This is a genomic window from Pseudomonas sp. RT4P38 (assembly GCF_054897765.1).
The window spans coordinates 6,664,423-6,684,714 of the sequence record NZ_CM142703.1 but is presented as its reverse complement, the minus strand read 5'-3'; the positions used below and the strand labels follow the sequence as shown (position 1 = coordinate 6,684,714).

Annotated in this window: 22 protein-coding genes; 12 read left to right on the top strand and 10 right to left on the bottom strand. The window is 60.3% G+C overall.

The window, feature by feature from the left end:
• Positions 1-6 precede the first annotated feature (6 nt).
• The 3 genes from ACYZT7_RS31220 to sutA all read left to right on the top strand — a co-directional run bounded on the left by ACYZT7_RS31220 (position 7) and on the right by sutA (position 2,407).
• Positions 7-1,344 (top strand): ammonium transporter, encoded by a 1,338-nt coding sequence (locus ACYZT7_RS31220; protein WP_462039458.1) that lies wholly within the window; start codon positions 7-9, stop codon positions 1,342-1,344.
• 214 nt (positions 1,345-1,558) lie between these two features.
• A complete protein-coding gene (locus ACYZT7_RS31215) occupies positions 1,559-1,984 on the top strand; it encodes a secondary thiamine-phosphate synthase enzyme YjbQ (RefSeq protein ID WP_462039457.1) in 426 nt (141 codons plus the stop codon).
• Positions 1,985-2,086: 102 nt separating this feature from the next.
• Entirely contained in the window at positions 2,087-2,407 is a 321-nt protein-coding gene (gene sutA / locus ACYZT7_RS31210) for a transcriptional regulator SutA (protein WP_462039456.1), read from the top strand.
• A gap of 200 nt (positions 2,408-2,607) precedes the next feature.
• On the opposite strand, the gene ACYZT7_RS31205 is transcribed toward sutA, so the two are convergent.
• The 6 genes from ACYZT7_RS31205 to lptM are packed head-to-tail and all read right to left on the bottom strand — an operon-like array spanning position 2,608 to position 7,224.
• Positions 2,608-3,312: an HAD family hydrolase gene (locus ACYZT7_RS31205; protein WP_462039455.1), complete on the bottom strand. Its 705-nt coding sequence runs from the start codon at positions 3,310-3,312 to the stop codon at positions 2,608-2,610.
• A complete protein-coding gene (xerC, locus tag ACYZT7_RS31200; RefSeq protein ID WP_129440060.1) occupies positions 3,309-4,208 on the bottom strand; it encodes a tyrosine recombinase XerC in 900 nt (299 codons plus the stop codon). The genes ACYZT7_RS31205 and xerC overlap by 4 nt, the downstream gene beginning before the upstream one ends.
• A 2-nt stretch (positions 4,209-4,210) precedes the next feature.
• Complete coding sequence (locus tag ACYZT7_RS31195; protein WP_129440062.1) at positions 4,211-4,936, bottom strand: DUF484 family protein; 726 nt, start codon at positions 4,934-4,936, stop codon at positions 4,211-4,213.
• Between the two features lie 13 nt (positions 4,937-4,949).
• Positions 4,950-5,780 (bottom strand): diaminopimelate epimerase, encoded by an 831-nt coding sequence (gene dapF / locus ACYZT7_RS31190; protein ID WP_462039454.1) that lies wholly within the window; start codon positions 5,778-5,780, stop codon positions 4,950-4,952.
• Positions 5,781-5,784: 4 nt separating this feature from the next.
• Positions 5,785-7,032 carry a diaminopimelate decarboxylase gene (gene lysA, locus ACYZT7_RS31185; protein WP_462039453.1) on the bottom strand — a complete coding sequence of 416 codons (1,248 nt, stop codon included), beginning with the start codon at positions 7,030-7,032 and terminating at the stop codon, positions 5,785-5,787.
• A 9-nt stretch (positions 7,033-7,041) separates the two neighbouring features.
• Positions 7,042-7,224 carry an LPS translocon maturation chaperone LptM gene (gene lptM / locus ACYZT7_RS31180; protein WP_462039452.1) on the bottom strand — a complete coding sequence of 61 codons (183 nt, stop codon included), beginning with the start codon at positions 7,222-7,224 and terminating at the stop codon, positions 7,042-7,044.
• Between the two features lie 239 nt (positions 7,225-7,463).
• On the opposite strand from lptM, the gene cyaY reads away from it, so the two are divergent.
• From cyaY to rnk, 3 genes are all read left to right on the top strand, one after another.
• Positions 7,464-7,796: an iron donor protein CyaY gene (gene cyaY / locus ACYZT7_RS31175; protein ID WP_449645363.1), complete on the top strand. Its 333-nt coding sequence runs from the start codon at positions 7,464-7,466 to the stop codon at positions 7,794-7,796.
• 4 nt (positions 7,797-7,800) lie between these two features.
• Positions 7,801-8,025 carry a DUF1289 domain-containing protein gene (locus ACYZT7_RS31170; protein WP_462041891.1) on the top strand — a complete coding sequence of 75 codons (225 nt, stop codon included), beginning with the start codon at positions 7,801-7,803 and terminating at the stop codon, positions 8,023-8,025.
• A gap of 126 nt (positions 8,026-8,151) precedes the next feature.
• The gene (gene rnk / locus ACYZT7_RS31165; RefSeq protein WP_309676548.1) at positions 8,152-8,562 is read left to right on the top strand and encodes a nucleoside diphosphate kinase regulator; all 411 of its coding nucleotides are present in this window, start codon (positions 8,152-8,154) and stop codon (positions 8,560-8,562) included.
• A gap of 7 nt (positions 8,563-8,569) precedes the next feature.
• On the opposite strand, the gene ACYZT7_RS31160 is transcribed toward rnk, so the two are convergent.
• From ACYZT7_RS31160 to ACYZT7_RS31150, 3 genes are all read right to left on the bottom strand, one after another.
• Positions 8,570-11,416, bottom strand: coding sequence for a class I adenylate cyclase (locus ACYZT7_RS31160; protein WP_462039451.1), 2,847 nt, complete (start codon positions 11,414-11,416; stop codon positions 8,570-8,572).
• Positions 11,417-11,611: 195 nt separating this feature from the next.
• Positions 11,612-11,857 carry a TIGR02647 family protein gene (locus tag ACYZT7_RS31155; RefSeq protein WP_008150272.1) on the bottom strand — a complete coding sequence of 82 codons (246 nt, stop codon included), beginning with the start codon at positions 11,855-11,857 and terminating at the stop codon, positions 11,612-11,614.
• Between the two features lie 215 nt (positions 11,858-12,072).
• Positions 12,073-12,357, bottom strand: a complete 285-nt coding sequence (locus ACYZT7_RS31150) for a hypothetical protein (protein ID WP_462039450.1) — start codon at positions 12,355-12,357, stop codon at positions 12,073-12,075.
• A gap of 125 nt (positions 12,358-12,482) precedes the next feature.
• On the opposite strand from ACYZT7_RS31150, the gene ACYZT7_RS31145 reads away from it, so the two are divergent.
• Positions 12,483-13,142, top strand: a complete 660-nt coding sequence (locus tag ACYZT7_RS31145) for a glutathione S-transferase family protein (protein WP_462039449.1) — start codon at positions 12,483-12,485, stop codon at positions 13,140-13,142.
• Positions 13,143-13,234: 92 nt separating this feature from the next.
• Here the strand turns inward: ACYZT7_RS31145 and argH are convergent, their stop codons facing one another.
• Entirely contained in the window at positions 13,235-14,629 is a 1,395-nt protein-coding gene (argH, locus tag ACYZT7_RS31140) for an argininosuccinate lyase (RefSeq protein WP_462039448.1), read from the bottom strand.
• 466 nt (positions 14,630-15,095) lie between these two features.
• On the opposite strand from argH, the gene ACYZT7_RS31135 reads away from it, so the two are divergent.
• The 5 genes from ACYZT7_RS31135 (at position 15,096) to ACYZT7_RS31115 (ending at position 20,091) form a co-directional block, all read left to right on the top strand.
• Entirely contained in the window at positions 15,096-15,842 is a 747-nt protein-coding gene (locus ACYZT7_RS31135) for a LytR/AlgR family response regulator transcription factor (RefSeq protein WP_449645358.1), read from the top strand.
• A 137-nt stretch (positions 15,843-15,979) separates the two neighbouring features.
• On the top strand, positions 15,980-16,921 hold the full coding sequence (gene hemC, locus ACYZT7_RS31130) for a hydroxymethylbilane synthase (RefSeq protein WP_462039447.1): 942 nt from the start codon (positions 15,980-15,982) through the stop codon (positions 16,919-16,921).
• The gene (locus tag ACYZT7_RS31125) at positions 16,918-17,685 is read left to right on the top strand and encodes a uroporphyrinogen-III synthase (protein WP_462039446.1); all 768 of its coding nucleotides are present in this window, start codon (positions 16,918-16,920) and stop codon (positions 17,683-17,685) included. The genes hemC and ACYZT7_RS31125 overlap by 4 nt, the downstream gene beginning before the upstream one ends.
• Before the next feature lie 16 nt (positions 17,686-17,701).
• A complete protein-coding gene (locus ACYZT7_RS31120; RefSeq protein WP_462039445.1) occupies positions 17,702-18,856 on the top strand; it encodes a uroporphyrinogen-III C-methyltransferase in 1,155 nt (384 codons plus the stop codon).
• Entirely contained in the window at positions 18,853-20,091 is a 1,239-nt protein-coding gene (locus tag ACYZT7_RS31115; protein ID WP_462039444.1) for a heme biosynthesis HemY N-terminal domain-containing protein, read from the top strand. The genes ACYZT7_RS31120 and ACYZT7_RS31115 overlap by 4 nt, the downstream gene beginning before the upstream one ends.
• The last annotated feature ends 201 nt before the right edge of the window (positions 20,092-20,292 follow it).

The window sequence follows — 20,292 nt, the reverse complement described above, 5'->3', positions numbered from 1 at the left end:
AACAATATGACTCTGCGTAAATTCGCAGGGCTAGGAGCCCTGTTGTCCCTCGTAATGCCCAGCCTGGCTATGGCGGCAGACGAAGTGGCGGCCCCCGTCCTCAACTCCGGCGACACCGCCTGGATGATGACCTCGACAGCCCTCGTGCTGTTCATGACCATTCCCGGCCTCGCGCTGTTCTACGGCGGCATGGTTCGCTCCAAAAACATTCTTTCCGTGATGATGCAGTGCTTCGCCATTACCGGTCTGATCAGCATTCTGTGGGTCATTTATGGCTACAGCATCGCGTTCGACACCACCGGCATGGAACAGGGTGTCGTCAACTTCAACTCATTCTTCGGCGGCATGGGCAAGGCATTCCTCGCCGGTGTCACGCCATCGAGCCTGACAGGTCCCGCGGCGCTGTTCCCTGAGGCGGTGTTCATCACCTTCCAGATGACCTTCGCCATCATCACCCCGGCGTTGATCGTCGGTGCCTTCGCCGAGCGGATGAAGTTCTCCGCGATGCTGATCTTCATGGGCGTCTGGTTCACCCTGGTTTATGCACCGATTGCGCACATGGTCTGGTCCGGTAACGGCGGCCTGATGTGGGATTGGGGCGTGCTGGACTTCGCCGGCGGCACCGTGGTGCACATCAACGCCGGTGTGGCCGGTCTGATTGCCTGCCTGGTACTGGGCAAACGCAAAGGCTTCCCAACTACCCCGATGGCGCCGCACAACCTTGGTTACACCCTGATGGGCGCCGCCATGCTGTGGGTCGGCTGGTTCGGCTTCAACGCCGGTTCCGCTGCTGCGGCCAACGGCACTGCCGGTATGGCGATGCTGGTGACCCAGATCGCAACCGCCGCCGCTGCATTGGGTTGGATGTTCGCCGAGTGGGTCACTCACGGCAAACCAAGTGCCCTGGGTATCGCTTCGGGTGTTGTGGCCGGTCTGGTTGCAATCACACCAGCCGCTGGCACCGTAGGCCCGATGGGTGCTCTGGTCATCGGCCTGGCAGCCGGCGTGGTGTGCTTCTTCTGCGCCACCACCCTGAAACGCAAACTCGGTTATGACGACTCCCTGGACGCCTTCGGTGTGCACGGTATCGGCGGTATCCTCGGTGCGATCCTGACCGGTGTCTTCGCTGCACCGGCCCTGGGTGGCTTCGGCACCGTCACCGACATCGGTGCACAAGTCTGGATTCAGATGAAAGGCGTGGGCTTCACGGTGATCTACACCGCGATCGTCACCTACATCATTCTCAAGGTCCTGGACGCCGTCATGGGTCTGCGCATCACTGAGGAAGAAGAGGCGGTCGGCATCGATCTGGCGCTTCACAACGAACGCGGCTACAACTTGTAAGTACGCGCACAAAAAACTTGCCCGGCTTGCCGGGCATTTTTTTGTCTGGAGTTTGTCAGTGAAGGAACTGCTGAAAGGTTTTTTCGTACACGTTTAGTGGCGTTTACGACGAGTGTTTTTCTGCGGCCAATGGCTTACATGATTGAAGGAATATTTGGGCCTTTGTTTTTTCCCAGAGCGCGCTAGAATGCGCCCCGAACGTGCGGAGAACTGTATGTGGCAACAGACTCTGATTACCCTGCGGGCGAGGCCCCGGGGCTTTCATCTGGTAACGGACGAGTTACTCGCCGGCCTGCCTGAACTCATGGCATGTCGGGTCGGTCTGTTGCATTTGTGGCTGCAGCATACCTCGGCGTCGTTGACCATCAACGAGAACGCCGATCCGGCGGTACGTCGCGACTTCGAACGATTTTTCAATCGTCTGATCCCACAAGGAACAGACGGCTATGAGCATAACGACGAAGGCCTGGACGACCTCCCGGCGCACTTCAAGGCCAGCGTACTTGGCTGTCAGCTCAGTTTGCCGATTTCGGCAGGCCGACTGGCGCTGGGAACCTGGCAAGGCGTTTATCTGGGCGAGCACCGTGATAATGGCGGTGCCCGTAAAGTCCTCGCCACCGTCTACGGTGAAGGGGCATAAACCGTTGGTTGCCAGCGGTTGTAGAATTTTTTCCGGCGGCCTTCGACAGACGGCGAAGCTGGGCTATAACTAATCTGCTTTTCGCAAGTCATGAGGTAGAACATGAGCGACGATGATCTGGAAAACGACGACCTCGAAGTAGGCGACGACGAAACCGACGAAGGTCTGGAAACTGCAGCGGAAGACGTTGCTGACGACGATGGCGGTGAAGCGCCCGTTCCGACCGCCAAAGGCAAAGCCAAGGCAGCGGTATCGGTCGATGAGCTGCCGAGCGTTGAAGCCAAGAACAAAGAGCGTGACGCTCTGGCACGTGCCATGGAGGAGTTTCTCTCCAAAGGCGGAAAGGTGCAGGAAGTGGAGGCCAATGTGGTCGCCGATCCTCCCAAGAAGCCTGACAACAAGTACGGTAGCCGGCCTATCTAAGCGCCTGCAGCTTGCTTGCTGAAAAAGCCCGCCGTCGCTGCGGGCTTTTTCATGGGTGAAATAAAAATTTTGGGCTCGACTCGATCCATGTGGGAGCGAGCTTGCTCGCGATGAGGGCTTAACATTCAAAATTTATGCTGACTGACCCACCGCTATCGCGAGCAAGCTCGCTCCCACAGGGGTTGTGTGTGAACTCAAGGTCAGTGGTGGGTATTCCACCGCGCCAACAACGCCGGCAATTCGGTCAGGCTGCCAATCTCCGCATCGGGTGCCTTCTCGGCTTCCCAAACCTTGCCTGCCGGGTTAAACCAGATCGCCCGCAATCCCGCCTGCTGGGCGCCGGCAATGTCATCCCCCGGATGATCGCCGATATGCACGGCCGTTTCAGCCGTCGCACCACCCCGTTGCAACGCCTCATGAAACAGTCGCGCATCCGGCTTGCCGATGCCGATGTCTTCGGCGCACAAGGCAAACTTGAAGTAATCCGCCAGCCCTAATCTGCGCACATCGGCATTGCCGTTGGTGACCACGCCGAGGGCGTAGTGATTGGCCAGAGTCTCCAGGGTCGGTTGCACGTCCGGGAAGATTTCCAGTTGATGCCGGGCATGCAGAAATACCTCAAAACTCTGATCGGCCAGGTCTGCGGCCTGACCCTGGTCGTAACCGGCCTCTTCCAGTGCGTGGAACAGGACTCGGCGGCGCAGGGCGCTGATGCGGTGCTTGAGGCTTGGTTCGCTGCTGAGGATCCGCTCGCGAATTGCCCACAAATGCTCTACCGGCACGGCGCCCAGATTCGGTGCATGCTCGGTCAGCCATTCACGCAATATGGCTTCGGCGCTGACGATCACCGGGGCGGTATCCCACAGGGTGTCGTCGAGGTCGAAGGTGATCAATTGAATTCTCATGACTCATCGCCTTTGATGCGTTTGGCCCGTGGATGGGCGCTGTCGTAAACCGTTGCCAGGTGCTGGAAGTCCAGGTGGGTGTAGATCTGGGTGGTTTTGATGTCCGAGTGGCCGAGCAATTCCTGCACCGCCCGCAGGTCCTGGGACGACTCCAGCAAATGGCTGGCGAAGGAGTGCCGCAGCATGTGCGGATGCAGGTTCTGTCCCAGTTCGCGCTCACCAGCGGCTTTAACCCGCACCTGAATCGCCCGTGGGCCGAGGCGCCGGCCTTGCTGGCTGACAAACACCGCGTCGTCCGCCGGGTTGGTCATGGCCCGTAGCGGCAGCCACAACTCCAGCGCTTCGCGTGCTTTCTTGCCGACCGGCAGCAGTCGTGTCTTGCTGCCCTTGCCGAGCACTTGAACCATGCCATCGGCCAGGTCCAGCTGATCAAGATTGAGCCCGGTCAGCTCCGACAGCCGCAAACCTGAGGAATAGAACAACTCCAGAATCGCCTGATCCCGACGCGCCAGAAAATCATCCTCCACCGCGCCCTCAAGCAGTTGCAGCGCGCGATCGGTGTCGAGGGTTTTTGGCAGCCGACGTTCGCCCTTCGGCGGCGCCAGGCCGTTGGCCGGGTCGTGGTCGCAGAGGCCTTCGCGGTTCAGGTAGTGATAGAGCCCGCGCACCGCCGACAGCAGCCGCGCCAGGCTGCGCGAAGATTGGCCCTGCGAATGCAGGCGAGCGATCAGGCTGCGCAGGCGCTGGATGTCCAGGTCTGCCCAACTGCTGATGTTCTGTTTGACGCACCAGCCCAGCACTTTGTCGAGGTCGCGACGGTAGGCGTACAGCGTGTGAGGCGACACCTGCCGCTCACTGCGCAGATGTTCGCAGTAAGCGTCCAGTTGCCGTTCCACGATCAGCGTACCGAGCGCAGGGAGGTGTTGACCCGTGGCAGCACGCGGCCCATGACTTCGGCGATGTAGCTGAGGAACAGCGTGCCCACCGAGCTCTTGTAGTGCTGAGGGTCACGGCTGGCGATGGCCAGGACGCCGTGGATGCCTTGGTAACTGATGGCGACGACGGCGGTGGAACCGATCTGCTTACGCTGTTCTTCGCCGAACAGGAAGTCCAGTTCGTGCTCACGCAGGCTGCCGCTGACGCTTTTGTCTTCCGAGAGCAAGCCGCCGATGGCTGTTTGCGCGTCGGCATGAGTGACCCAGCGGCCGACTGGCATCGGGTTGTCACCCAGCAGGATCAGGCTGACGAAGGGCACCTGAAAGTCCTGGCGCAGACTGTCTTCGACGCTGATCACCACATCTTCCAGGCTGGTGGCGTCCATCAGCGCGAGAATCAGGCGACGGGTCTTGTCGAAAAGGCGGTCGTTGTCGCGGGCGACGTCCATCAAGTGCGAGAGGCGATGACGCAACTCGATATTGCGGTCGCGCAGGATGGTCATCTGGCGTTCGACCAGCGAGATGGTGTCGCCGCGCTGGTGCGGAATGCGCAAGGTTGCGAGCAGTTCTTCATGCTCGACGAAGAAATCCGGATGAGCCTCCAGGTACGCGGCAATCGCCGCCGCCTCAAGGCTTTCGGAAGGGGATTCGTCGGGCTGTAGGGCGGGAACCTGGGGCTTATCTTTCATGGATTTGACTCTCTCAAAGACGCACTTGTCCTTCATAAACACGCACTGCCGGGCCGGTCATCATGACCGGTTGGCCAGGGCCTGCCCATTCAATGGACAAACGCCCGCCGGGCAGGTCGATCAATAGCGGCGAATCCATCCACCCCTGGCTGATCGCGGCCACTGCGGCAGCGCAAGCGCCGGTTCCGCACGCCTGGGTTTCCCCGGCCCCGCGTTCCCAAACGCGCAGCTGCGCACGGTTGCGGTCGATGACCTGGAGAAAACCGACATTGACCCGCGCCGGGAAGCGCGGATGGTTTTCGATTTTCGGCCCCAGTTCATGCACCGGCGCGTTGTTGATATCGCTGACCCGCAGCACGGCATGGGGGTTGCCCATGGACACGGCGGCCAGTTCGACCGTAGTGCCGTCGACGTCAATCTGATAACTCAGGGCCTGTTCCGGCGCGTCGAACGGAATGTCGGCCGGTACCAGACGCGGTGCGCCCATGTTGACACCGATCTGCCCGTCGCTGCGGATATCCAGTTCGATGATGCCGCTTTTGGTCTCGACGCGGATCTGCCGTTTCGCGGTCAGGCGCTTGTCGAGCACGAAGCGAGCGAAACAGCGCGCACCGTTGCCGCACTGTTCCACTTCGGAGCCGTCGGCGTTGAAAATCCGATAGCGGAAATCCACGTCCGGGTTGCTGGGCGCTTCGACGATCAGCAACTGGTCGAAACCGATACCCGTGTGCCGATCGCCCCATTGCTTGGCGTGTTTGGGCAGGATGTGCGCATGCTGGCTGACCAGGTCGAGGACCATGAAGTCATTGCCCAGGCCGTGCATCTTGGTAAAACGCAGCAGCATGGTTTTACTCCGGCAGCAGGCTTTCGCCAGCAAACAACTCGGCTACCGTCTCACGGCGACGCACTTCAAATGCCTGATCACCGTCCACCAACACTTCAGCGGCACGACCGCGGGTGTTGTAGTTGGAACTCATGACAAACCCGTAGGCACCGGCCGAATGCACGGCCAGCAGATCGCCTTCTTCCAGGGCCAGCTGACGGTCCTTGGCCAGGAAGTCGCCGGTCTCGCAGATCGGCCCGACGATGTCGTAGGCACGGGCAGCGGTATTGCGCGGGCGCACGGCGGTGACGTCCATCCAGGCCTGGTACAGCGCCGGGCGGATCAAGTCGTTCATGGCCGCGTCGACGATGGCGAAGTCTTTGTGTTCGGTGTGCTTGAGGTACTCGACCTGGGTCAGCAACACGCCGGCGTTGGCGACGATAAAGCGGCCCGGCTCGAACACCAGCGCCAGGTCACGACCGTCGAGACGCTCGCGCACGGCTTTGATGTAGTCGGCAGCCAATGGCGGCTCTTCATCGCGATAACGCACGCCCAGGCCACCACCGAGATCGATATGGCGCAGGTAAATGCCGCACTCGCCGAGGCGGTCGACCAGGCCCAGCAGGCGGTCGAGGGCATCGATGAATGGCGGCAAAGTGGTCAGTTGCGAACCGATGTGGCAGTCGACGCCGACGACTTCCAGGTTAGGCAGCTGGGCGGCACGGATGTACACGTCTTCGGCGTCGGCGATGGCGATGCCGAACTTGTTCTCTTTAAGACCGGTGGAAATGTACGGGTGGGTACCGGCGTCGACATCCGGGTTTACGCGCAGCGAGATCGGCGCGCGAACGCCCAGCTCGGCGGCGACGACTTGCAGGCGTTCCAGCTCATCGGTGGATTCGACGTTGAAGCAATGCACGCCGACTTCCAAGGCACGACGCATGTCGTCACGGGTCTTGCCGACACCGGAGAACACGATCTTGTCGGCGCTGCCGCCAGCGGCCAGGACACGTTCCAGCTCCCCACGGGAAACGATGTCAAAACCGGCGCCAAGACGCGCCAGGACATTCAGTACACCCAGGTTGGAGTTGGCCTTGACCGCAAAGCAGACCAGGTGCGGCATGCCGGCCAGTGCATCGGCAAAAGCCAGGTACTGGGCTTCGATGTGGGCGCGGGAGTAGACGTAGGTCGGTGTGCCAAAGCGTTGAGCGATGGCGGACAGGGCAACACCTTCCGCGAACAGCTCCCCGCCACGGTAGTTAAAAGCGTCCATGGCGTTCCCTTAGTAGACGTCGTGCTTGTGCGATTTGGATGCAGGCTGTTTTTGCGACGACTTGGCCTGCTCTGCAGGGTCCTGGCTGTCATCGGGCAGGTACAGTGGGCCTTTTTGACCACAGGCCGATAATAAACAGGTAAAAGCGACGAGCGAAGCGAGCGCAGCAAAGGAAGAGATCAGGCGCTTCATGGCGAAATCCTTGAAAATGCATTAATTGCGCCGGAGTATACCGGCCACCCGGCAGCTTGCCTATGCGACGGGGCTCCCGTCCGGCGGGGCTTGGACCGTAGCGCGGTAACTTGTCCTGCGCGGTACACGGATATTTCGTAACGCTGTCGGGCGCTTGGTCGTTATCCTTTGCAATCACCGGGGCTCGCCCGTATCTTGCGGCGCTTGAGCGTGAGTAGACACTTTTTGAGGTTCCCGCAATGAGTTTGACTGAAGCCCGTTTCCACGATCTGGTCGATGCCACCCAGCAGACGCTGGAGGATATTTTTGACGAGTGTGACCTGGATATTGATCTGGAGAGCTCGGCCGGTGTGCTCACCGTCAAGTTTGAAAGCGGCAGCCAGTTGATCTTCAGCCGTCAGGAGCCCTTGCGTCAGCTGTGGCTGGCAGCCGTGTCGGGTGGTTTTCACTTCGATTACGACGAAGAGAGCAAGCGCTGGATGTGTGACAAGAGCGACGAACAACTCGGCGAGATGCTCGAGCGCATCGTCAAGCAGCAGGCTGATGTTGAACTTGATTTCGAAGGCCTGTGAGATCGTGACCCAGCCTGCGCCCGTTCGTCCGCCCAAACCGCTCTACAGCAATGTCAGCCCGGCGGTGCCTTCGCCGTGCAGCGGTGTGTGTCGGCTGGACGAGCAGAAGGTCTGCCTTGGGTGTTTTCGCCATGTCGAAGACATCCGCGAATGGCGCTCGGCCGATGATGAGCGGCGGCGTGTCATCTGCACGCAGGCCGCACTGCGCAAACAGGTCTGCGGGGCCTGACTTGTATATTTATTGAGCTGTGATAGTGTCGAGAAACGCCTCAACCCATCGAGGCTCGTGAAAACCCCGCCTTTTTCTGGCGGGGTTTTGCTTTTTCTGTGCAGAAGAAAGGAGTCTGCCTCTATCATGACCGCACCTTCCATCACCCTTACTCGTCTGGACGTTCAACGTCTGGAGCGCCTGATCGACAGCCTGGATGACACGCTGCCGGGCGTTATCGCGCTGCAAACCGAACTGGACCGCGCCGATACCCTGGTCGGTCACGATGAAGTACCCGCCGATGTCGTGACCATGAATTCCCGTGTGCATTGCCGCGAAGAAGGCAGCGGCAAGGACTATCACCTGACGCTGGTTTACCCGAAGGATGCCAATGCCGACGAAGGCAAGATTTCCATTCTGGCGCCAGTGGGCAGTGCCTTGCTCGGCCTTAAGGTTGGCCAGCACATCGACTGGCCGGCTCCGGGCGGCAAGACACTCAAACTGACGCTGCTGGAAGTCGAATCGCAGCCTGCCAATGGCGGCGCCTTCCCGGAATGACGTCCCCTCAGACCTGCTCGAGCGCCGCGTTCAGTGCGCGCTCCAGGTCGGCCTTGTAGCGTAAATACAGATTGCTTGAATTCTGCCCATCACCGAGCAGGCCTGACAGGTCCAGGTCGGTGATGTAGCAGCGATAGCGTTCGGTTTCACGGCGTTGCTCGACGATTTCCCGGGCGACCACGCTGAACAGTTGGTCGCCATGCTCCAACTCTGAAAACTCCCGCTGATTGCAATACAACGTGACCTGCACCTGTCCCGGTGCGGCTTTGCCGACAATCGCCTGCACGTCGTAGAACGGTTTGTTGACCGGGGTTTGCGGCGCAGGCCGAGCTTCGACCCGACGTGCCCGTACAGGCCCGGATGGCAGCAGTTGGTAATACAAGGTGTCCAGGCTCAGCGGCTGGGCGACGTCCATCGGCAGCAATGCGTCGCGCCGGTATTGGAGCGATTGCAGGAACCGTTGCAATGGCACCAGCAGGCTTTGCTCGTCGTGATAGGGCAAACGCTGCTGCCACAGGGCATTGAATTCATCCAGTACGTACAGGTCGGCGTGGTATTCGTTGATCCGGTAGAACACCTGAATGCAGTCGGGCTGGCCCATTGGCAGGACCAGCGCCAGGTCGTGATCTTCCAGTGCCATCGGGTCCAGGTGCAGCGGGCTGTAGCTTGCCAGCTCTTCGCCCAGATAATCGACCAGCGCCGGCAGCGTGGCGAGGGCGACATGATTGACCTGGCCGGGTACCAGTTCCAGCACGTGGTAGTGCTGCTGGACCTGAATCAGGTAGCGATGATTGAGTTTGCTCAACAGCAGGTTCTGCGCGGTGTCGAGGATTTCTTCGACCCGCTGAGCGATGAATTGTGCGCGGTTGTGGCAGAAGCAACGCACGCGCAACGTGGGTTGTTGTAGTCCGCTGGGCAGGTTGTTGAGGTAATCGCGCACGCAGTCGAGCAGCGCGTGAGGACCGTTGAAACGGCTGACCAGCACTTCGTTCCAACTGTTGAGCGTGACCTGATCCAGCGTCAGTACCAGGTTTTCCCGAACGCCGGCGTAGCTCAGCGAATCGGTGCGCTCGGTGGTCATCAGGATGTTCAGGTCGCGGTGGTGCTTGAGTGGATCGACGCCGACGTTCACCAGAATCAGCACTTCGCTCGGCACACTGGCGCGCAGTAACGGTTCTTCAGCGACGGTTGTCAGCGGCAGGACGATGCTCTGTTGCAGGCTGCCGAGCAGGTTGAACAGCTCGAACTCGCTCAGGTCGCTGGTGCCGGGATGCAAGGCCAGGCGAGTGCTGCTGTCGATCACGCCATTGCGGTGACACCAGGTCAGCAGCTCCAGCAATTGGCGGCCGCGCTTGATCGGTGCGAAATGCTCCCACTCGAGGGCCGTCAGGCTGCCGTTGTACAAACCCCACTGAGATTGCCCCGGTTCTTTTTTGTTCGGCGCTTGCACCAGCGTGAGGGTGTCTTCGGCCAGATCCGGGGCGATACCAGGGTTGATGAACTCGACCTTGTCAGCCTTGCGCTCGAACGCCGCGTACAGCCGCCGACCCAGCACGTTGAGGTCGCGTTTGTTGATCAGGCTGACGGTCTGTTCGGTGCGGGCGAACTGGGTCAGGAAGCGGTAGCTGTAATTGAGCTCGTTGACCAAGGCCCTGCGCTCAGAGCTGACCTGACGGACTTTCCACTGGCTGCGGCTATCGAGCAGGGCCAGTTGACGATGATCCCAGTGCCATTCGTGGGCCAGGCGTTTGAGCAACGAACGTTGCCAGCTCTGAGTGCGACTGCTGCTGCCGCTGAGTTTGCGATTGACCTTCAGGTACAACGCCCGGCGTACCAGCTCCAGTCGTTCCGGTTCGCCACGTGCGGTGAGGTATTCCTCGATGCGCCGGTAGACCACGACGTACGGGTCCAGCTCATCGAGGTCGAGCCGATTGGCAAACACCGCTTGCTTGAAGCGCAGGCTCAGGCAATGGACCTTGGGGTGTTCGCTGGCATAGACCTCGGTCAGCAGCAGTTTGAGCACCGATTTGTACGGCGATTCGATGCCCTTGAACAACTGCCAGAGCCCGGCACCGATGAACTCGCCGGGTGGGATATAGGCCAGATGCCCCAGGTCCAGGGTTTCGTCGGCACGAATGAAGCGCTTGGACATCAGTGTGTGGGTGTACCGGTCGTAGCTTGCCTCTTCGTAGACCGGCACGAGCCACCAGATGGGTGTGCGGCCGGCCAGCCAGATCGCGGTGCGATAAAACTCGTCCAACAGCAGATAGTGCTGGGTGGTGCCGCAGTCTTCCGAGCTCAGTTGCGTATCACGTTCGCCGCGTACGAAACGGGTCGGGTCGATCAGGAAGAAATGCGCCTCGGCGCCCTGGCTGGCAGCCCAGATTTCGAGGAGCTGGCATTTTTTGCGCAGCTCAGTGAGCTCGTTTTCGCTCAAGTCCGGCCCGTGACAGACCCACACGTCCATGTCGCTCTGATCGGCCTGGGCCAGGGTGCCGAGACTGCCCATCAGGAACAGGCCGTGAATCGGTCGCGGCGGATTGCTGCCGTGGCGGGGCCTATAGGAAAACGAGCGAGTCAGGCGTTGGGCTTCGGCGAGGGCGTTGGCGTCGGGTTCGTAATTCGACAGCCCGGCCGGCGTACCGCCCGAAACGTATCCCGGCAACAGTGGATGATTGACGTGGAAAAACAGCGGCAGCAGGGTTAGCACCGCTTGCTGCCGGGTCGATAACCCTTCCATAGCGCGGGCCATACGGCCTTCGTTGAGCTTCAGAAAACGTGCGCGCAGCTGGCTGAGAACCTTGCGGTCGATTCCCTCGTCCAGATCGGGGCGGATTTCATGGGTGCGGGTCATGTCAGCTCAAACCGGCTTGCGGGGCTCGGACGTGGGAGGTCTCAGGATGAGGGGCAGTTTAGCGCTTCGGCCCTGGGACTTTTAAGCTGATTTTGTTTTTCTGGCGTCAGATTTTTATCGCGGGGCGACGGCAGGTAACAGAGTGAGCCCGCGGAAATCCCGTAGCAGGGGTTTCCGTGGGCGCTGCGGTAATGCTCAGGCTGTTTCCCGTACGTTGAGAATGGTCAGAACGGTTTGCACATTTTGCGCGGCGTCACGACCCAGACTGGTCAGATAACCACCATCTGGCTGGGTGATCAGTTCTTTGTCGAACAGTCTTTGGGCGGCAGCAATGGCTTTCGGGGCAGCGGTCTGATGAATTTTCAAACCTTCCTGGGAACTGTCCAGGTTGAAGAGTGCGAGGATTTCCAGTTCGGCAACCAACTCAGGGGTAAGCGACATAAGGACTCCAGACTTTCTAGGAATTGGACGACAGCGCCCCTAAGGTGATCTCACTCGGGCGGCATGTCCAGTGCTCGCGACAGGGTTTTTTCGCCTCGGGATGCATTCCCCGGCGGGTGGTGCGGCAGCGGGGTGGATTCAGTGTAGTCAGGGTCTGAGAAACGGTTGTCTGAAATGAAAAAGATCGCAACCTTCGACAGGTGCGATCTTTGATTTTATTTCTTTTCCGGCGGCAACTCTGGCAATGCACGCAACGCAGCTTCGTACCATTCGGTGTTGAACGCGCGGTCTTCTTCGAGGATTGCGTCGATTTCCACTGCCAGAACGTGGGCCATCAGATTGAGGATTTCCTCACGCTCGTAACCCACCAATGTCAACTTGTTGAAGGTCGCCTTGGCGGCTGGCGGGTTGTCGCTTTCGATCTGGTTTTCGATGGCTTCGACCAGAGTGTTTTCGGCGAACTCTTCTTCGTCGAGTTCGATATCGGTTGGCTCGCTCATGGCAGGCTCCTGAAGGAAAGGCGGCCAGTTTACCTGCATTCAGCGCTGTGATGCTGCTGGCAAGAAACGCCTGGGCGTTCTATAAACAGACACTGCCAACCCCTGCACGGCCTGGAGGCTAAGTGATGCTCAAGCTTTATGGGTTTTCCGTCAGCAACTACTACAACATGGTCAAGCTGGCGCTGCTGGAGAAGGGACTGCCCTTTGAAGAAGTACTGTTTTACCCAGGACCGAGCGCCGAAGCGTTAGCCATCAGCCCGCGCGGGAAGGTGCCGGTGCTGGGCGTCGAACAGGGTTTCGTCAACGAAACCAGCGTGATTCTGGAATACCTCGAGCAAAGCCAAAAAGGCACGCCGCTGTTGCCGAGCGATCCCTTTGAGCGGTCGCAGGCCCTGGCACTGGCCAAGGAAATCGAGCTGTACATTGAACTGCCAGGGCGCGCCTGCTATGGCGAAGCATTTTTCGGCATGACCGTACCGGAGGCGATCAAAGACAAGACCAAAGCCGAGTTGCTGCTGGGGTTTGCCTCATTGGGCAGGCACGGCAAATTTGCCCCTTACGTGGCAGGTGACAGCCTGAGCATTGCCGATTTGTATTTCCTTTACAGCGTGCCGCTGGCCTGTGCGGTAGCGCAGAAGCTGTTTGACCTGGATTTGCTGGCTGAGATGCCGGCGGCCAAAGCGTTGCTGGAGCGTCTGGAAAAGAATCCGCATGTGCAGCGGATTGCAAAGGACAAGGAAGCGGCGATGCCAGCGTTTATGGCGATGGTCGCGTCCAAGAAGTAGGTTTAACAGCGTCTTCAAGACCGCATTCGCGGGCAAGCCTCGCTCCTACAGGATTTGTGTGATCTGTGGAGCGAGGCTTGCCCGCGAAGCTTTTAGCGGCTAGCCAGCAATGCCTGACCGCGCACTACAGCCTTCTTGACCTGCGCCGGCGCGGTTCCGCCGATATGGTCGCGGGCATTCACCGAGCCTTCCAGCGTCAACACGGTGAACACATCCTGATCGATCTGGTCACTGAACTTGCGCAGCTCTTCCAGGCTCATTTCCGCCAAGTCTTTACCGCTTTCCACGCCGTACTTCACAGCATGGCCAACGATTTCGTGGCAGTCACGGAACGGCAGGCCACGACGTACCAGGTAGTCGGCCAGGTCGGTGGCGGTGGAGAAACCGCGCAGGGCCGCTTCGCGCATCATCGCGTGCTTGGGTTTGATCGCCGGGATCATGTCAGCAAAGGCCCGCAGCGAGTCACGCAACGTGTCGGCGGCGTCGAACAGCGGTTCCTTGTCTTCCTGGTTGTCCTTGTTGTAGGCCAGTGGCTGGCCTTTCATCAGGGTCAGCAGGCCCATCAGTGCGCCGAATACGCGGCCGGTCTTGCCACGCACCAGCTCCGGCACGTCCGGGTTTTTCTTTTGCGGCATGATCGAGCTGCCGGTGCAGAAACGGTCTGGCAGATCGATGAACTGGAACTGGGCGCTGGTCCACAGCACCAGCTCTTCGGAGAAGCGCGACAAGTGCATCATCGCGATGCTCGCGGCCGAGCAGAACTCGATGGCGAAATCGCGATCGGAAACGTTGTCCAGCGAGTTGCCGCCCACGGCGTCGAAGCCCAGCAGTTGAGCGGTGAATTCGCGGTCGATCGGGTAGGTGGTGCCTGCCAGTGCGGCGCTGCCCAGCGGCATGCGATTGGTACGTTTGCGGCAATCGACCAGGCGCTCGTAGTCGCGGCTGAGCATTTCGAACCAGGCCAGCATGTGGTGCCCGAAGGTCACCGGCTGCGCGGTTTGCAGGTGAGTGAAGCCCGGCATGATGCTGCCGGCTTCGCGCTCGGCCTGCTCCAGCAAGCCTTTTTGCAGACGGGTGATTTCGCTCAGGATCAGGTCGATCTCGTCACGCAGCCACAGGCGGATGTCGGTGGCGACCTGGTCGTTGCGGCTGCGGCCGGTGTGCAGCTTCTTGCCGGTCACGCCGATGCGGTCGGTCAAACGCGCCTCGATGTTCATGTGCACGTCTTCGAGGTCGATGCGCCAGTCGAACTGGCCGGCCTCGATTTCACCCTGGATGGTCTTCAGGCCATCGGTGATGCTGTCGCGCTCGGCATCGGTCAGCACGCCGACCTTGGCCAGCATCGTGGCGTGGGCGATCGAGCCCATGATGTCGTGGCGATACAGGCGCTGGTCGAAAGTGACGGAGGCGGTGAAGCGGGCGACGAAGGCGTCGACGGGTTCACTGAAGCGGCCGCCCCAGGACTGATTGGTCTTGTCAGTGCTCATGAATTCGCTCGTATCGGCTGAAGAAAGATGGCGTTGAAAGCTGTCGCGGATAATAACAGGGTTGCCAATCCTGTCGCTGACGCCGGTCGATACGTTTTTTCTCATGCTGCGGACCCTACTCGAGTCAACGCCTCGGGGAATTGCGCAACGATATTTTTCAATTGAGCAATATCGTGCCGGCAACCGTCTACAGTTGGACAGTAGGACAGGTGGATCAGCGCACTTCCAGGCGCTGCAACTGGCTATAAGAAGAGGGGGTGTTCATATTGTGTATCAACAAACCCTACGGCGATGCTTTGCCAACGCGGGACTGTGCCGCCAATCGCCAGGCAGATGAAAATTTAGCCGTCAGTCGCGCGGCACTTTTTGGCCTTCGCGCTAGTCTTAGCGTGGATCGCGGTGACGGACGTCACTTCACCTGTCTACGCTATCCTTGTGCGAGACTCACGCAGGAATCCAGCGCAATATGAATGTCCTGATCGTTGATGACGAACCCTTGGCCCGCGAGCGCCTGAGCCGAATGGTTGGCGAACTCGAGGGATACAGTGTCCTGGAGCCTAGCGCCACGAACGGCGAAGAGGCGTTGGCACTGATCGACAGCCACAAACCGGATATCGTGCTGCTCGATATTCGCATGCCGGGCCTCGATGGCCTGCAAGTGGCTGCACGATTGTGCGAACGCGAAACCCCACCCGCCGTGGTGTTCTGCGCAGGGCCCGATGAATTTGCCGTGGAAGCCTTGCAGGCTAGCGCCGTAGGCTATCTGGTGAAACCTGTGCGTACAGAACAATTGCATGAAGCGTTAAAGAAAGCCGAGCGGCCCAATCGCGTCCAGCTCGCGGCCCTGACCCGTCCCGCCGCCGAAAGTGGCAGCGGCCCACGCAGTCACATCAGCGCCCGTACCCGTAAAGGTATCGAACTGATCCCGTTGGGTCAGGTGGTCTACTTCATTGCGGATCACAAATACGTGACCTTGCGCCATGAAGGCGGCGAAGTGCTGCTCGATGAGCCGCTCAAGGCACTTGAAGATGAATTTGGCGACCGCTTCGTGCGCATCCACCGCAACGCGCTGGTCGCCCGCGAACGCATCGAACGCCTGCAACGCACGCCTCTTGGGCATTTTCAGCTGTTCCTCAAAGGCTTGAACGGCGATGCCCTGATCGTCAGCCGACGGCATGTGGCCGGCGTGCGCAAGATGATGCAGCAGCTTTAATCCGCCATTTACGGGCGGGTTTCATCCCGATTGCTGGGTGTCTGAGGCCAGGGAGGCCACGCGGTTTCTGATACAAGTCAAAGTGGATTTGGCTGAGCTGTTATTATCCGCCGTATCTATTCAGTACGGATTGATCCATGTCCTCTCGCGAAATCCGCATCGCCACCCGTAAAAGTGCTCTCGCCCTGTGGCAGGCCGAATACGTCAAAGCTCGTCTGGAAGAGGCCCATCCGGGTCTGCTCGTGACGTTGGTGCCCATGGTCAGTCGCGGTGACAAGTTGCTCGACTCGCCACTGTCGAAAATCGGCGGCAAGGGCCTGTTCGTCAAAGAGCTTGAAACCGCGCTGCTGGAAAATGAAGCCGACATCGCTGTGCACTCCATGAAAGACGTGCCGATGGACTTCCCTGAAGGTCTCGGTCTGTTCTGCATCTGCGAACGCGAAGACCCGCGCGATGCGTTCGTCTCCAACACCTACGCCAGCCTGGATGAGTTGCCGCAAGGCAGCATCGTCGGCACCTCCAGTTTGCGCCGTCAGGCTCAATTGCTGACCCGGCGTCCGGACCTGGAGATCCGCTTCCTGCGCGGTAACGTCAACACGCGCCTGGCCAAGCTCGATGCCGGCGAATACGACGCCATTATCCTTGCTGCTGCCGGCCTGATTCGTCTTGGCTTTGAAGATCGCATCAGCTCGGCCATCAGCGTCGACGACAGTCTGCCGGCCGGTGGCCAAGGCGCGGTGGGTATCGAATGCCGTAGCGTCGACAGCGAAATTCACACGCTGCTGGCGCCGCTGCACCATCAGGACACCGCCACCCGCGTGACCGCCGAACGTGCTCTCAACAAACATTTGAATGGCGGCTGCCAAGTGCCAATCGCCTGCTACGCCGTGCTTGAAGGTGAGCAGATCTGGTTGCGTGGCCTTGTCGGTGATCCGAACGGTGGTCTGCTGCTCAGCGCCGAGGCTCGTGCACCACGCAGCGACGCCGAAGCCCTGGGCGTGCAAGTGGCTGAAGACCTGCTGAGTCAAGGCGCCAACGACATTCTGAAAGCAGTCTACGGCGAGGCAGGTCACGAGTGACGGGCTGGCGCCTGCTGCTGACGCGTCCCGCGGATGAGTCGGCGGCGCTGAGCAGTCTTTTGGCCGAAACGGGGATTTTCAGCAGCAGTTTGCCGCTTCTGGAGATCGAGCCGATTCCTGTCTCTGACACAATGCGCGAGGTGATTCAGGGTCTGGATTGCTTTTGCGCGGTGATCGTAGTCAGCAAGCCAGCCGCCAGAATCACTGTGGATCTGCTCGACCGGTATTGGCCGCAACCACCTCGTCTGAAGTGGTTCAGCGTGGGCGCGGCCACCGCGCAGATCCTTGAGGATCGCGGGTTGGACATCAGCTTCCCGGTGGATGGCGATGACAGCGAAGCCTTGCTTGAATTGCCCTCGTTGCGCGAGGCGATCGCACGGCCCGGTCCACGCGTGCTGATCATGCGCGGGGAGGGCGGACGCGAGTTGCTGGCTGAGCGTTTGCGCGAGCTAGGTGCTAGTGTCGAGTATCTGGAGTTGTACAGTCGCAGCCTGCCGAAGTACCCGTCAGCGGCCCTGCCTGAGCGGATCCGGGCGGAACGCTTGAACGGGCTGGTGGTCAGCAGTGGACAGGGTTTTGAGCACCTGCATCAATTGGCCGGCGATGCCTGGCCGCAATTGGCGCAGTTGCCGTTGTTTGTTCCAAGCCCCAGGGTAGCCGAGCTGGCACGTGCCGCCGGGGCCCAAACAGTTGTGGATTGTCGCGGCGCCAGTGCCGCGGCTTTGCTGACGGCGTTACGGGAGCATCCCGGACCCGTTCTCTAATGCAAAGGATGGATACGTGAGCGAAACAGCCTTGCCTAAAGATGACGTCCAGCCAGTGCGCGATGCACCGGTTGAAGCACCGGTTGAAACCGGGCCACCTGAGGCAGTGCAACGCCGAGGCAATGGGCTGGCAATCGTCGCGCTGTTGTTGGGCGCTGCCGGTGTCGCCGTGGGCGGTTGGGGTGTCTGGCAGGTGCGTCACCTGCAAGCCAATAATCAACAGCAGTTGAGTCAGGTTCAGGCATTGAACGATCAGGCGCAGGACCTGAAACTCAATGAACAACGCCTGACTGCCCGCCTGGAACAAATGCCTGCCGCCGACGAGCTCGACGCGCGCAGTCGTTTGGTCACTCAACTTCAAGGCGATCAGCAACGCTTGAATCAACGTCTGGAAACGGTTCTCGGCGCGAGCCGCAAGGACTGGCGTCTGGCCGAGGCCGAGCACCTGCTGCGTCTGGCCAGCCTTCGTCTGTCCGCATTGCAGGACATCAGCAGTGCCCAGGCCCTGGTGCAGGGCGCCGATGAAATTCTGCGCGAACAGAACGACCCGGGTTCCTTTGCCGCTCGCGAGCAAGTGGCCAAAACGCTGGTGGCATTGCGTAGCACCGAGCAGCCGGATCGCACCGGGCTGTTCCTGCGACTGGGGGCGCTGCGCGATCAGGTGATCAGCCTCACCGAGCTGGCACCCGAGTACAAGGATCGCGGTGAATCCCTGTTGGGCCTCACCGCCGATGGCGACGGCGCGAGTCGCTGGGCGCAATGGTGGGATCAGGTCTCGCGCTACATCCGCATCGACTTCAACGCCGACAAGAATGTGCGTCCATTGCTGGCTGGGCAGAGCCTGAGCCAGGTTCGCCTGGCCCTGAGCCTGGCACTGGAGCAGGCGCAATGGGCCGCGCTCAATGGCCAGGCAGCCGTTTACACCCAGGCGCTGGCGGAGGCGCGGGACGTGCTCAAAGGCAACTTCAATCCGGACAACCCTCAGAGCAAAGTGATGCTTGAGCAGGTTGGCGAGTTGAGCAAGCAGCCGGTCACCGTCGTCACCCCAGACCTGACCGGTACGCTGAGCGCGGTTCAGGGGTATCTGGAGCGGCGTAACGTCAACGCCGAGGACTCGATCAAGCCGCTGGCCAAACCTGCCGCGGACACCGCGCAGGAGGCGACGCCATGAAACGCCTCTATGTGATCGTGTTCCTGGTGATCGCCGCTGCCGCTGCGCTGGGGTTGGCGATTGCCGAGCATTCGGGTTACGTGCTGATCGCCTACAAAAGCTTCCGCTACGAATCGAGCCTGTGGGCAACCCTGGCGTTGGTCGCCGTGCTGTGGCTGGTGTTCTGGGGCATCAAGGCGCTAATCGAACTGGTGACGACCTCCAGCGGTGTGGTCAATCCCTGGTCGCGACGCAACCGTAGTCGCCGAGTGCAGGTGGCGATTGAACACGGTCAGCTGGATCTGGCTGAAGGTCGCTGGGCCAGTGCACAGCGTCATCTTCACCGGGCCGCGGAAGCCGAGCGCCAGCCGTTGCTTTACTACCTCGGCGCTGCCCGGGCCGCGAACGAACAAGGTCATTACGAGGAAAGCGACAACTTGCTGGAGCGCGCTCTTGAGCGACAGCCTCAGGCGGAGTTGGCGATTGCCCTCAGCCACGCCCAAATGCAGACCGACCGCGGCGATACCGAAGGCGCCCTGGTGACCCTGCAAGCCATGCACGAGCGTCATCCTCATAACGTCCAGACCTTGCGTCAGTTGCAGCGCTTGCATCAACAGCGAGGCGACTGGTCAGCCGTGATTCGCCTGCTGCCCGAGCTACGCAAGGACAAGGTTCTGCCACCGGCCGAGCTGGTCGAACTGGAGCGCCGGGCCTGGGGTGAGAACCTGTCACTGGCGGCGCATCAGGAAGAAGACGGGACGGTCGGCTTGCAGTCGCTCAATCGCGCCTGGCAGCAGTTGACTTCAGCTCAGCGTCAGGAGCCGCAACTGGTGCTCGCTTATGCAGAGCAGCTTCGGCAGCTGGGTGCTCAGGTCGAGGCCGAAGAGATCCTGCGAGCGGCGCTCAAGCGCACCTACGACAGTCATCTTGCACGCCTCTATGGCCTCGTTCGCGGCAGTGATCCGGCACGTCAACTGCACACCGCCGAGGGCTGGCTCAAAGACCATCCGGCCGACCCGAGCCTGATGCTGACACTGGGGCGCTTGTGTCTGCAAAGCAGCCTTTGGGGCAAGGCGCGAGACTATCTGGAAAGCAGTTTGCGCCTGCAGCGCAATCCGGAAGCCTGCGCGGAACTGGCGCGGCTGCTGGCGCAGTTGGGTGACACCGAGCGCAGCAATCAGTTGTTCCAGGAGGGCTTGGGCTTGTTGGATAAGCGCTTGCTGGCGGCACCGTTGCCAGTTCCTGTTCACGCCTGATGAGTGAATGACGGGTCGCTCGAACGGGCGATCCAGTCGGCTGCAATCTGCCGGGATTTTACCTTTGTAGTCCGTCATCGGCAGAGTCCTACAGAGGACTACACCTAATCCTCTCGCTTCTGTCGGGAATTCCCTACACTTCTGTTGAAGTGTCCCTGCTGGCCTGCCTTGAAAGGCTGGCGTGCTTTCCTCTACCGTAAC

Coding starts and splice junctions, on each gene's coding strand:
- ACYZT7_RS31220 (WP_462039458.1), top strand. CDS start 7: ATGACTCTGCGTAAATTCGCAGGGCTAGGAGCCCTGTTGTCCCTCGTA.
- ACYZT7_RS31215 (WP_462039457.1), top strand. CDS start 1,559: ATGTGGCAACAGACTCTGATTACCCTGCGGGCGAGGCCCCGGGGCTTT.
- sutA (WP_462039456.1), top strand. CDS start 2,087: ATGAGCGACGATGATCTGGAAAACGACGACCTCGAAGTAGGCGACGAC.
- ACYZT7_RS31205 (WP_462039455.1), bottom strand. CDS start 3,312: ATGAGAATTCAATTGATCACCTTCGACCTCGACGACACCCTGTGGGAT.
- ACYZT7_RS31195 (WP_129440062.1), bottom strand. CDS start 4,936: ATGAAAGATAAGCCCCAGGTTCCCGCCCTACAGCCCGACGAATCCCCT.
- dapF (WP_462039454.1), bottom strand. CDS start 5,780: ATGCTGCTGCGTTTTACCAAGATGCACGGCCTGGGCAATGACTTCATG.
- lysA (WP_462039453.1), bottom strand. CDS start 7,032: ATGGACGCTTTTAACTACCGTGGCGGGGAGCTGTTCGCGGAAGGTGTT.
- lptM (WP_462039452.1), bottom strand. CDS start 7,224: ATGAAGCGCCTGATCTCTTCCTTTGCTGCGCTCGCTTCGCTCGTCGCT.
- cyaY (WP_449645363.1), top strand. CDS start 7,464: ATGAGTTTGACTGAAGCCCGTTTCCACGATCTGGTCGATGCCACCCAG.
- rnk (WP_309676548.1), top strand. CDS start 8,152: ATGACCGCACCTTCCATCACCCTTACTCGTCTGGACGTTCAACGTCTG.
- ACYZT7_RS31160 (WP_462039451.1), bottom strand. CDS start 11,416: ATGACCCGCACCCATGAAATCCGCCCCGATCTGGACGAGGGAATCGAC.
- ACYZT7_RS31155 (WP_008150272.1), bottom strand. CDS start 11,857: ATGTCGCTTACCCCTGAGTTGGTTGCCGAACTGGAAATCCTCGCACTC.
- ACYZT7_RS31150 (WP_462039450.1), bottom strand. CDS start 12,357: ATGAGCGAGCCAACCGATATCGAACTCGACGAAGAAGAGTTCGCCGAA.
- ACYZT7_RS31145 (WP_462039449.1), top strand. CDS start 12,483: ATGCTCAAGCTTTATGGGTTTTCCGTCAGCAACTACTACAACATGGTC.
- argH (WP_462039448.1), bottom strand. CDS start 14,629: ATGAGCACTGACAAGACCAATCAGTCCTGGGGCGGCCGCTTCAGTGAA.
- ACYZT7_RS31135 (WP_449645358.1), top strand. CDS start 15,096: ATGAATGTCCTGATCGTTGATGACGAACCCTTGGCCCGCGAGCGCCTG.
- hemC (WP_462039447.1), top strand. CDS start 15,980: ATGTCCTCTCGCGAAATCCGCATCGCCACCCGTAAAAGTGCTCTCGCC.
- ACYZT7_RS31115 (WP_462039444.1), top strand. CDS start 18,853: ATGAAACGCCTCTATGTGATCGTGTTCCTGGTGATCGCCGCTGCCGCT.